The sequence below is a fragment of the Saccharothrix deserti genome (genome assembly GCF_009769385.1).
GTDB lineage: Bacteria > Actinomycetota > Actinomycetes > Mycobacteriales > Pseudonocardiaceae > Actinosynnema > Actinosynnema deserti.
The window spans coordinates 72,928-84,828 of sequence record NZ_ML775959.1 but is presented as its reverse complement, the minus strand read 5'-3'; the positions used below and the strand labels follow the sequence as shown (position 1 = coordinate 84,828).

Annotated in this window: 9 protein-coding genes; 2 read left to right on the top strand and 7 right to left on the bottom strand. The window is 70.8% G+C overall.

Annotated features, from left to right (window positions below):
* Positions 1-102: 102 nt before the first annotated feature.
* A complete protein-coding gene (locus tag FM051_RS00285; RefSeq protein ID WP_158839376.1) occupies positions 103-1,977 on the top strand; it encodes a rhamnogalacturonan lyase in 1,875 nt (624 codons plus the stop codon).
* Positions 1,978-2,062: 85 nt separating this feature from the next.
* On the opposite strand, the gene FM051_RS00280 is transcribed toward FM051_RS00285, so the two are convergent.
* The 6 genes from FM051_RS00280 to FM051_RS00255 form a co-directional block, all read right to left on the bottom strand.
* The gene (locus FM051_RS00280) at positions 2,063-2,650 is read right to left on the bottom strand and encodes a hemerythrin domain-containing protein (protein WP_238412001.1); all 588 of its coding nucleotides are present in this window, start codon (positions 2,648-2,650) and stop codon (positions 2,063-2,065) included.
* Between the two features lie 84 nt (positions 2,651-2,734).
* Positions 2,735-5,131: a glycoside hydrolase family 95 protein gene (locus FM051_RS00275; RefSeq protein ID WP_158839374.1), complete on the bottom strand. Its 2,397-nt coding sequence runs from the start codon at positions 5,129-5,131 to the stop codon at positions 2,735-2,737.
* A gap of 176 nt (positions 5,132-5,307) precedes the next feature.
* A complete protein-coding gene (locus FM051_RS00270) occupies positions 5,308-7,005 on the bottom strand; it encodes a cholesterol oxidase substrate-binding domain-containing protein (RefSeq protein WP_158839372.1) in 1,698 nt (565 codons plus the stop codon).
* A 542-nt stretch (positions 7,006-7,547) separates the two neighbouring features.
* Entirely contained in the window at positions 7,548-8,630 is a 1,083-nt protein-coding gene (locus FM051_RS00265; protein WP_158839370.1) for a hypothetical protein, read from the bottom strand.
* On the bottom strand, positions 8,533-9,864 hold the full coding sequence (locus tag FM051_RS00260; protein ID WP_338019435.1) for a cytochrome P450 family protein: 1,332 nt from the start codon (positions 9,862-9,864) through the stop codon (positions 8,533-8,535). The genes FM051_RS00265 and FM051_RS00260 overlap by 98 nt, the downstream gene beginning before the upstream one ends.
* A gap of 179 nt (positions 9,865-10,043) precedes the next feature.
* Positions 10,044-10,373: a hypothetical protein gene (locus FM051_RS00255; protein WP_158839368.1), complete on the bottom strand. Its 330-nt coding sequence runs from the start codon at positions 10,371-10,373 to the stop codon at positions 10,044-10,046.
* 51 nt (positions 10,374-10,424) lie between these two features.
* Here FM051_RS00255 and FM051_RS00250 point away from each other — a divergent pair, with 51 nt between their 5' ends.
* On the top strand, positions 10,425-10,568 hold the full coding sequence (locus FM051_RS00250; RefSeq protein WP_158839366.1) for a hypothetical protein: 144 nt from the start codon (positions 10,425-10,427) through the stop codon (positions 10,566-10,568).
* Here the strand turns inward: FM051_RS00250 and FM051_RS00245 are convergent.
* Complete coding sequence (locus tag FM051_RS00245; protein ID WP_158839364.1) at positions 10,553-11,818, bottom strand: MFS transporter; 1,266 nt, start codon at positions 11,816-11,818, stop codon at positions 10,553-10,555. The two genes, FM051_RS00250 and FM051_RS00245, sit on opposite strands and share 16 nt — an antisense overlap.
* Between the last annotated feature and the right edge of the window lie 83 nt (positions 11,819-11,901).

The following is an 11,901-nucleotide window of genomic DNA, read 5'->3' as shown; positions in this document are numbered from 1 at the left end:
GTCCTGAACCAGGCCGTTACACAGAGTCGCGGTTGTCGTGAAGCCTTCGCCGCCAGCCTTTCCACGTCGAAACAACGGGGTTATCGAAAATGTGGAGGTAATGTGCGTACAAGCACTGTCGGTCGCGGGCTGGCCGCGGCCGTCCTGGTGGCGGCGTCCGTTTCGACGTCCGTCCCGGTTTCCGCTTCGGCCGCGCCACCGGAACAGGCCGGGGCAGCGGGGATCCAGCAGGTTGAACGCCTGGACAGAGGTCTGGTCAGCGTCCACACCGGCGGGGGCAATTACCTCAGTTGGCGAGTGCTGGCGGACGACGCGCCGGGCACCGCCTTCAACGTCTACCGCGCCGGCACGAAGGTGAACGCGACCCCTATAACCGCGTCGAACTACGTCGACAAGGGCGCCCCGGCGAACGCCGACTACGTCGTCCGACCGGTCGTGGGCGGTGTCGAACAAGCGACCACCGCCGCCGCGGACGAGTCCCTGCGATTCACCGCGACCGACGGTGATGTCGGCATCGCGGCGAGCACGCGGGACGTGCCGTTGCAGATTCCACCGGGCGGCACCACGCCGTCCGGGGAGAACTACACCTACAACGCCAACGACGCGAGCGTCGGCGATCTCGACGGTGACGGGCAGTACGAGATCGTCCTGAAGTGGGAGCCGAGCAACGCCAAGGACAACTCCCAGTCGGGCTACACCGGCAACGTCTTCATCGACGCCTACCGGTTGAACGGCACCCGGCTGTGGCGGATCGACCTCGGCCGCAACATCCGCGCGGGCGCCCACTACACCCAGTTCCAGGTGTTCGACTACGACGGTGACGGCCGGGCCGAGGTGGTCATGAAGACCGCCGACGGCACCCGTTCGGGCACCGGCCAGGTGATCGGCAGCTCCAGCGCCGACCACCGCAACTCGTCGGGCTACATCCTGGCCGGGCCGGAGTTCCTGACCGTGTTCCGGGGCAGCGACGGCGCGGTGCTCGCCACCGCGGACTACGTGCCGCCGCGCGGGAACGTGGCGAGTTGGGGCGACAGCTACGGCAACCGGGTGGACCGGTTCCTGGCCGGCACGGCGTACGTGGACGGCTCGCGGCCGAGCATCATCATGGCGCGCGGCTACTACACCCGGTCCGTGATCAGCGCGTGGGACTTCCGCAACGGCCAGCTCACCCGGCGGTGGACGTTCGACAGCAACAGCTCGACCAACGGCTCGACGTGGGCGGGCCAGGGCAACCACAACCTGTCGGTCGCCGACGTCGACGCCGACGGCCGTGACGAGATCATCTACGGCGCGATGACCATCGACGACAACGGCTACGGGATGTACACCACGCGGCTCGGCCACGGCGACGCCCTGCACGTCGGCGACTTCGTCCCCAGCCGGTCCGGTCTCGAGGTGTTCGACATCCACGAGGGCGGCACCACCGGCGTGAGCCTGCACGACGCCCGGACCGGCGCGATGATCTTCACCAAGCCGAACAACACCGGCGGAGAAGGGCCGGGGCGCGGTGTCGCGGGCGACATCTACGCGGGCAACGCGGGCGCGGAGTTCTGGGCGTTCGGCGGTGGCGCGCCGGGCAACCTGCTCAACGCCTCCGGCAACAGCGTGGGCCGCATCCCGTCGTCGGCGAACTTCCTGGTCTGGTGGGACGGCGACGCGCAGCGGGAACTGCTCGACGGCACGCACATCGACAAGTACGGCACGAGCGGTGACACGCGCCTGCTGACCGGGTCGGGTGTGTCGTCGAACAACGGCAGCAAGTCGACGCCCGCGCTGTCCGCCGACATCCTCGGCGACTGGCGCGAGGAGGTCATCTGGCGCACGTCGGACAACCGGAACCTGCGGATCTACTCGACCACCGACACGACCGGCATCTCGCGGCCCTCGCTGATGCAGGACCGCCAGTACCGGGTCGCCGTCGCCTGGCAGAACACGGCGTACAACCAGCCGCCGCACCCGAGCTTCCGCATCGGCTGAGGCCGGCGGGCGTTCACGGGTCGAGGCCCCGGTCGGTCGTGCTCGGCGGTGACGACGTGGTCGCCGCCGGGCACGACCGGCCGTTCTACTTGTCCGAGTCCGAGGTCCGCCCGATGGTCTGGCGGATCACGTCGCCGGCCCGGTCCATCATCGCCGCGTAGGGCCCGACCAGCGCGTTCGCGGTCGCGGACTCCACGCCGGAGTGCGGGTGGGTCGGCGCCAACGCCTCGGCCGCCTTCACCGCCACACCCATGGCCATGAGCCGGGCGGGGCTGTGCGCTGCCTTGATGCGCGGGAACTCCTCCCGTTCCTCGTGGTCGGCGTGGTCGAGCACGGCGGTCTGCAGCGCGGTGAGCTTGCTGACGAACGCCGGGTCGGCCGGGTCCATCTGCTCGAGGTCCTCCAGCATCCGCTTGGCCGCGTTCTCCTCCTCCAGCCGGGCGTCCACCACGCGGTCGCCGTCGGCGATGACGCGCCGGGCGTCCGGGTGCACGATCATCTCCTCGGCCGTCTCGTGCACGGCCAGGAAGCGGCGCAGCCGGTCGAACGCCTCACCCCGGTCGGCGTCGTCCGCGTCCCGCACCTCGGTGAACAGCCGGCGGATCTCCTCGTGCTGGTGCACGAGCAGTTCGACCAGGTCGTTCTCCGGCATGGTCTCCGGTCGTGCGTTCATGGGAACCACCTCCCACATCGGTTCGACCCCGATGGGTTCCCGCCGCGTCGGCCGCTACACGTGTCGCGGTGCGGTGATTCCAGGTCACCGGGTTTCGTAGCGGTGTCCGGCCCGACCGGTGAACGTGATCGAGTCACCGTCCGCGCGCACCGGCACCTGCCGTCCCGTCCGGGTGTCCACCAGCCGGACGCCCTCGCGGAACAGGGCGCTGCGCAGCGTGACCGGACCGTTCTGGCCCGTGGTCAGCGCGATCTGCTCGGCCGCGCCGTCCGACCACCGGACGTCGACGGTGACGTCACCGCGTGCCCGCAGGCCCTTGTACGAGCCGTCGCGCCACTCGCCGGGCAGCGCGGGCAGGACGTGCACCACGCCGTCCTGGCTTTGCAGCAGCATTTCCGCCACGCCGGAGGTCGCGCCGAAGTTGCCGTCGATCTGGAACGGCGGGTGGGTGTCCCAGAGGTTCGCGGTCGTGCTGCCGATCAGCTGCTCGGCCAGCATCTTGTGCGCGTGGTCGCCGTCCAGCAGCCGGGCCCAGAAATTGATCTTCCACGCCTTGCTCCACCCGGTGCCGCCGTCACCGCGCGCGGTCAGGGAGGTCTTGGCGGCCTCGGCGAGTTCCGGCGTCTTCAGGGCGCCGATCCCGTTGCCGGGGAACAGGGCGAACAGGTGCGACACGTGCCGGTGCGTGTTCGTCGGGTCGTCCCAGTCCTCTTTCCACTCCTGCAACTGGCCCCAGGACCCGATCTTCGTGCCGGGGTCGAGCCGGTCGAGCGCCTTGCGCACCTCCGCGCCGAACGCGGTGTCGCCGAGGACGTCGGCGGTCGAGACGACGTTGGTGAACAGCTGCCGGACGATCTGCTGGGACATGGCCGCGCCGGCGGAGAAGTCACCGTGCTCCGGCGAGTAGCTCGGCGTGACGACGAGCTTGCCGTCGCGCGGGTCCACCCTGAGCCCGTCCAGCCAGAACTGGGCCAGCTCCTTCATCACCGGGTACGCCCGCTCACGCAGGAACCGCTGGTCCTTGGTGAACAGGTAGTGCTCGAAGTAGTGCTGCGCGAGCCACGCGCCCGCCTCGGGGAACCAGAACGCGGTCGCCCAGTCGTGCACACCGGTGAAGCCGAACGGGTTGGTCTCGTTGTTGACGACCCAGCCCCGGCCGCCGTGCATCTGCCGGGCCGTGACGGCGCCGGGTTCGCGCAGCTCGTCCACGAACTCGAACAGCGGCCCGGTGGTCTCGGAGAGGTTCGTGGTCTCGGCGGGCCAGTAGTTCATCTGGAGGTTGATGTTGACGTGGTAGTCCGCGCTCCACGGCGGCGACACCGAGTTGTTCCACACGCCTTGCAGGTTCGCGGGCAGCGATCCGGATCGCGAGGAGGAGATCAGCAGGTACCGGCCGTACTGGAAGTACAGGGCTTCCAGCGCCCGCCGGGCCGGCGCAGGTGCGGTGGCGTAACCGCGCAGCAGCTCGTCGGTCGGGACGTCCACCGGCCGCTGCCCGATGTCCAGGCGCACCCGGTCGAACAGCCCGCGGTAGTCGCGCTGGTGGGCGTCGAGCAGGCGGGGCCAGCCCTTCGCCGACGCGGCGTCGACGGCCGCCCGCACGCGCTCGTGCGGGTCGGGGCCCCGGTAGGTCGGGTAGTCCTCGGCGTAGTCGGTGCCCGCCGCGAACACCAGCACCGCGCTGTCGGCGTCCGCCACGGTGATCGAGCCGTCGGCGTTGTCGGTCCGCGCGCCGCCCCGGTTGAGCACCTGGAGCTGCGACTCGAACCGCATCCCGTTGTCGTTCAGGGCGCCGGTGAAGGTGGAACGCCCGCCGCTCGCCGTGGTGCGCCGGGAGCGGTTGTCCGGCGCGGTGATGGACGTGGTGAAGCCGATCCGGCCGGGCCGGTCGGCGGACAGCCGGGCGACGATCACGCCGTCGGCGGCGCTGGCGAAGTACTCCCTGGTGTACCGCACCCCGTCCGCCTGGTACGACACCGAGGCGACCGCGCGGGCCAAGTCGAGGTCACGCCGGTAGTCGGTGACCTCGTCGGGCGGGTCGGTCAGCGCCAAGCCGAGTTCGCCGAACGGCTGGTAGGCCCCGAAGCCCCGGCGTTGCTGGCCCAACGCGTCCGCGACGGTCTCGGGCGCGACCCGGTGTTCGCGTTCGATCAGCTCCTGGACACCGCCGATGGCGTCCGGTCGCGGGCTGGTCCAGTTGCCGAACTCGTAGCCCTGCACCGAACCGGGGCCGCCGGTCCACAACGTCTTCTCGTTGAGCTGGATCCGTTCCCGCGCCACGGTGCCGAACACGCCACCGCCGAGCGCGCCGTTGCCGATGGGCAGCGTCTCCCGCTCCCAGTCGGCGGCGGGCTCGTCGTACCAGAGCGTGAGCATTCCTCGATCCACCGCCGCTACCGCCTGCTCCGACTCGGGGGCGGCGACGCCGAACGACAGACCCGCCACGACGACCGCTGCCACAGTGCTGCGCACCCGTTTCATGCTTCCTCCACGACCGACCGACCCTCCCGCGGGCGGCGGTCGCGGGTGATCGTGACGGTAACAAGACATCCGAAGTCTAGGAAGACTCTCGGCGGACATGCTCGCTATTTGCCGAAGGCAGACCCCGAAGACATCGGATGGCTTGTCGAGGCCCGTCAGGGGCTTGTCAGGGCTTGTCAGGGGAGGAGCACGTCCAGGAACGGGTTGCTGAACACCCGGTGCGGGTCGTACGCGTTGAGGGTGGCGAGCGCGGCGTCCCAGCTGGGGTTCGGGCCCTGCCGGTAGGTGTCGGGCACGGTGGAGGTGAGCATGGTCTGATCGGCCCACGCCGCCTCGGTGGTGTAGGCCCAGCCCTTGGACCACTCGGCACGGGTCGCCGCGTACGAACCGCTGTAGTTGGTGAAGAAGAACTGCTCCATCTCCCGGTAGAAGGCCGCCGCACCGGGCGCGGTCGGGAACGTCAGCACGTCGAACCACACCGCGACGTCCCACTCCGGGTGGTCCCCACGGGGCCGCGCGGCCGACAGCGCGGGCGTCACGGCGCCGGGCACGCCGACGTGCGCCGGGTCGTCCAGGCCGCCGACGCGGATCTCCACCTGGCCGGTGACGGGGAACAGTCCGCGCGCCGCGTAGGTGTGCAGGAGTTCTTTGTAGAACGTGGCGAATTCGCTGACGACGCGTTGGACCTCCGCACGGCTGGTCAGCACCGCGTACCCGTTCGCGGTCTCGCGCAGGGTGGTCGGTTTGACGTAGAGCATCAGGTTCTTCGACGGGCCCCACAGGTCCGTGGTGAGCGTGGCCGTCAGCCCGGTGGCGGCGGTCGTGTACTGCAGCTGCCCGAACGTCGGGGTGAGGAACCAGGCCCCGTTGATCAGCAGGTCGGCGAGGTCGGAGACGGGCTTGGGTACGTTGTCGGAGAAGACGTAGTTGTACGGCGTGACCACGGGTCGCGACGTCGGCGGGCGTTCCGGTGACACGCTCCACGTCTTCAGCCACGGGTGGTCGGTGAAGACGAACCAGATCGCCTCGATCCGGCCGGCCTCCTCGAGGAAGCTGGCGAACGTGCGGGTGGCGCCGCTGCCCGGCGGGGCGAACAGCTCGCTGGTCGGGATGTCGACCCGGCTGACGCAGCGCAGGTTCTGGTTCGCGCCCACGCGCAGGGTGACCTCGGTCAGGAACGCGCGCCCGACGTGGGTGAGCAGCGCGGCGCACTCCGGCTCATCGCGCTGGAAGGTGCGCAACCGGTATGCGCTGCCGTCCCACACGACGGCGGTCAGCGAGATGATCAGGTTGCTCAGCGAGCCGTACGTGTGGCCCGGTGTCCGGGTCTCCCCCGCCGCCGGGATGGACGTGCCGTGGCCGTTGATCGCCAGCACGCCGCCGACGGTCAGGTCGCCCGGCGCCGGGGTGTTGGTCACGCCGAGGCCCGCGTCCTCCAGGAACGCCAACAGGTCGTCCATCGACGCCCCGGTCTGCACCCGCACCGCGCCCGGCAGGACGGTCATGGCCTTCAGGTGCCGGGTGGTGTCGACCAGCACGACGCGGTCCGCGCCGGTCGTGCCCGGTGTGACGGTGAGCGGCGACCACCCGTGCCGGAAACCCCGTGGTCGCAACGCGAAGTCCTGGCTGTGCGCCCAGTTGGCGAGCAGCACCACGTCGTCGGCGGTGCGCGGGACGCACGTCCACAGCGCGTCGGTCCGGATCTCCCCCGCCCAGTTCTCGTACGCCTGGCGGTACAGGTCGATCCCCGGCGGGAACCCCGGTGGCGGATCACCACCGCCCTCGCCCGGCAGCAAGGCGCCGACGGGCAGCCATGCGAGAGCCGAGGCTCCGAGGAAACTACGGCGGGAGAACGGATCGCCGAGCTGGCTCATGGTTCGACCATAGGGGTACCGGGAAGCGCTTGCGCGCCACCGCCGGGAGGTTGGGCCGAACAGCACAGGCGATCGTCTCGGTTGGCGCACCGCGCCGGTGTGGATCGTCGGTTCCGTGACACGTGTCCTGATCACCTGATCGAGCGAAGCCAACGTGAATGGAAGATCTGAGGAAACTTTCCGGACCGCTTTTGCGTTGCCGGTAAAGAATGAGGCGGCGCGGCACTCGGCCCACGGCTTGCCTCGGCACGGCTCGCGTGGGAGGAGCGAGCCGATCACCACCGCCGGGCCGTACCATCGCCGGGCTGTACGGCTGGGCGGACGCAAGGGCACGACTGGCCCCGCAGCCCGTGCGGTCGGAACAGCCCGTGGCGGGAACGCCCGTGTGGCGGGAACAGCACGCGCGGTGGGACCGGGCACAGCGGCGGGCTGCCACTCGTGGACCCAGGGGTACGTGCCGGGCGAGGTGGTCCGCTCACCATCACCCTGCGGTCTGCCACCGTGCGGTCTGCGGTGAGCCTTCTCGGTTCCAGCTGGTCGCGTTAGTTCCAACTGGTCGCGTTGCACGTCACAAGTTGGCAGTCCTCGCAGATGAACAGGCTGCGCCGGCCGTCGCCGTAGTCGCGCACGCGGTGTTCGACCGACACGACGTGGAACATCAGCCGGCCGCAGGAGTCGCAGTTCGGGTTGGCGTAGATGCTGACCGGCGGACCACCCGCGGTACCGACCACGCCAGGCGTCAGGTCGATGTAGCCGTTGCAGTAGACCAAGTCGCCGTCGTAGGGGCGGAGATCCACCCAACCGAGCGCGTCGCGTTCATCATCGGGGAGGAGCGCGTCCAGATCGCCGTCATCCTCGTCGTATTCGGCGGGCTGCTCGGGAGCGACGACCCGCTCGCTGTGGTAGCGGCCGTGTTCGTCGAATCGGGCGGTGAGCGACCAGTCCCACCAGTGGCGCGGGCTGATGAGGTGTACCTGCTCCACCGGCCAGTCGGGCATGCCGGGCACCTCGGCGAGGCGCAGCGTGAGGTAGTGCCAGCTGATGGGAGTCCGGTCCGGGTCCCGGACGACCGCGTCGACCGGCAGGCCGACGGGGTGGGTCGCGCCGGCCAGTTCGGTCGCGGTGGCGCCCTGGTGGAGGAAGACCGCCCGCCGGTGGGGTGTGAACCGGTATTGCGCCGGCCCGGTCGGAGGGACCCACACCCCGCACTCTTCGTAGAATTCACGGTCACCGCCGTTGCGCACGTGCCAGGCGACCGCGTCGAGTGCGGCGGGCGTGCCGATGGCGGCCAGCGCCCACTGGTCCCCGAATTCCGAACGCCGCCGCAACTGTGCGGTGAGGTGGTCGACGCAGCGATCGGACGCACCGTGCAGCAGGACGCACTGGTCGGCGAAGCTCGGGCCGAAGCCGTCGAGCAGTTCGGTCACCACCACTTCTTCCCGGAACGGGGCGAACCACTCGGGGTGCGCGCCCGCCACGTAGGCGAACTGGTCGGACAACTCCCGGGCGTCTTGGGAGAACAGGCGGTCACCGCCGACGTCGCGCAGCTTGGCGACGAGGACGGCGACATCGTCCGGTCCGGACGGCAACTGCGGGGCCGCGCCACGGGCACGATCTTGAGACATCCGGGGATGCTATAGCGGCCCGGCCGGTGTGAGCACGACCGGCAGGGCGCGGTGGCCGTTGGAGATGAACCGACTGGACGGGCACCAGTTCGTCGGCCGGCACGGCGAGTGCGAGGTTCGGGAAGCGGTCGAACAACGCCGGCAACGCCACCTCGGCCTCGATGCGGGCCAGCGGTGCGCCGAGGCAGTAGTGCACGCCGTGGCCGAAGGACAGGTGCGACTTGTCCTCGCGGGTGATGTCGTACTCGTCGGCCGTGTCCCCGTGGTGGGCGGGGTCGCGGCCGGCTGCCGCGTAGGCCGCGAGGATCGCCTCGCCCCGGCGGATGGTCACGCCGTCGACGGTGATGTCCTCGACGGCGTAGCGCAGCGGCAGGTTCGCGACCGGCGCCTGCCACCTCAGCGTCTCCTCGATCACGTCCCCCCATCGTTCATCGGATACGACGAGGCGGCGTTGGTCGGGGTGGGTGAGCAGCGCGGTGATGGCGTGGTCGAGGAGGTTGACCGTCGTCTCGTGGCCGGCGGCGATCATCAGGATCAGGGTGTCGACCAGTTCGGCTTCGGTGAGCCGGGCGCCGTCCTCGTCGCGGGCGGCGATCAGGCCGCTGGTCAGGTCGTCGGCGGGGTCGGCCCGTTTGGCGGCGACGAGGACGTCCATGGTCTCGTAGAGCCGCCGTTGGTTGGCCGCCGCCTGCTCGGCCGTCGTCGTGGTGTCGAAGAGGCTGTCCACGATCTCGCGCAGGTCGGGGCGCGCGTCGTCGGGGATGCCGAGCAGTCGGCAGATGACCTCGATCGGCAACGGGTGGGCGTACTCCGCGCGCAGGTCGACCACGTCCGGGCCGGCGGCGAGCCGGTCGACCAGGTCGGCCGCGATCTCGTGCACGCGCGGTCGCAGCGCTTCGACCCGGCGGGCGGTGAACGCCTTGGACACCAACGACCGCAGCCTGCGGTGCTCCGGGCCGTAGGCGGTGAACATGTTGTGCACCGAGACCCACAGGTGCAGGGGCCAGTCGTCCGGGATCCGGCCCTCGATCAACGCGGGCCAGTGCCGGCGCGCGTCCTTGGACACCCGCGGATCGCCGAGCAGTCGGCGGAGCAGGTCGATACTGCTGACCGACCACGCCGTAACGCCGCCCGGCAGTTCGACCGGTGTCACCGACCCCCGTGCACGTAGCCGCGCCGCTTCGGCGTGGATGTCGCGACCGGTCGGGTCGAGCGCGTACGAACCCGGAGTCATCTACTCATCGTGACAGCACGAACACCGTCGGTACAAGGATGTGCGGCGACACGACGGCGGCTGGTGGGCTGGGGCCCGTGATCACGAACACCCGTCGGGAACCCGGTCGCGTCACTGCCGCCGTTGCCCGCTTTGGAGGTCACGCGTCTGTGGGTGTTGCGCGGTGTGTTGGGTATGGCCTACGCGGGCGCGTGGGTGACGCTCGGGCCGGTGATCGCCGACGACACGTTCGGCCGCGGCTGGTGGGGCGTGGTGCTGGCGATGACGACCACCGGTCTTCTCGTCGGCTCCGGGGTGATGATGCGGTTCGACCCGGCCCGCCCGCTGCTGGTCGGGGTGTTCGGGCTCTTCGGGTACGCGCCGCTGCTGGCCGTGCTCGCACTGGCGCCCCACCCGGCGGCGCTGGCCGTGACCGCGTTCGCGTCGGGTGTCGGGATCGGTGTGTTCAGCGTCGCCTGGCAGACCGCGCTGCACCAGCACGTGCCGACGAACGCGCTGTCCCGCGTCACTTCCTACGACCTGCTCGGCTCCTTCGCGCCGCACTGCCGCTCGGACAGGTCGTGGCGGGCTTCCTCGCGGTCCGGTTCGCGCCCGCCGGTGTCGTGCTCGGGGGCGCGGCGCTGTGCGTGGCGGCCGTTCTGGCGATGCTCGCCACCCGTGACGTCCGCGAGTTCCGCGCACCGGCGGATCAGGACATCCGCTGACGGTCGTGGGCCGAGGGTTCGAAGTCCGGTGACACGACGGACGCGCGCAGGTGGTCGCGGCGGAAGAACGCCAACCACGCCATCAGGCCCGCGACCACGGCGAACACCGCCGCGACAGCCAGGGCGCCCTGTGGGCCGGCCGTGCCGACGACGGCGCCCGCGGCCAGGATGCCGACCGTGCCGCCACCGACGGTGACCGCACCGACCGCCGCGAACACCCGTCCCCGCACCGACTCCGGTGTCCTGAGCTGGACCAGGGCGTTCAGCGTGACGTTCTGCACCGAGCTGCACGCGCCCGCGACCGCCCACGCGACCGCGTTGACCACGACGTGCGGGACCAGCGCGGGCGCCGCCAGCGCCGACGCCATCACCAGGCTGCCGGTGGCGAACGCCGCGACCAGCGCCCGTGCGGTGGTGAAACGGCGGCTCAGGTTCGCCCCGAGCAGCAGGCTGGCGGTCCAGCACGCGAGCATCGCGCTGTAGGTGAAGTCGTTGCCGCCGACCGGGCCGAGCACCAGGAACACCTCGTTGACCAGCGCGATGGCCACCGCGATGCCGCCGACGATCTGCGCCACCACCCGCCCCATCAGCAACCGGTCGCTGCGCAGCAGCACCAGGCCGCTCCACTGGCTGCCCGGCCCGGCGGCGCTCCCGTCGTCCTGCCGGGGATCCCGGTCCACCCGCAGCCGTAACGCCAGCACGAGGTGCACGAACGCGGCCACCGCGTCCAGCATCAACGCGACCTCGATCCCCGGACCGACCGCGATCACACCACCGAGCACGATGCCCGCCACCGACCCGGTGTTCTGCGCGGACGACAGCCACGCGTAGCCGCGGACCGCGCCGTCCTCACCGGTGGTGAGCGGGACCAGCACCGACGCGCACGTCCGCACGACGCCACCGGACACGCCGAGCAACGCCACCACCCCGTAGACCACCGGCAGGTCCGCGTGCCCGAACAGCAGGCCGACCAGCAGCAACACCTGCGCGCACACCGTCACCGCGAGCAGTGTCCGGTTGTGGAACCGGTCGACCGCCCACCCGGCGACCGGCGCGCCCAGCACCGCGCCGAGCGCGACCGCCACGAACAGCCCGGCGACGGCGAACGACCCGGCACCGGCGAGTTCGGTGGTGAACCCGATCAGCGTGAGCTGCGCGCCGAGGCTCGACACCCCGGAGCCGCCCGCCAACACCGCCAGGTCCCGATGCGCGCGCAGACCGCCCCGCAGACCGCCCAGCACTGCGACCATTCCGCTCCCCCGCTGCGTCGCCGGTCGGACCGAGGTCGGATGCCGTCACCGACCGAGTCGATCACCTCGCCGTGCCCGATCAT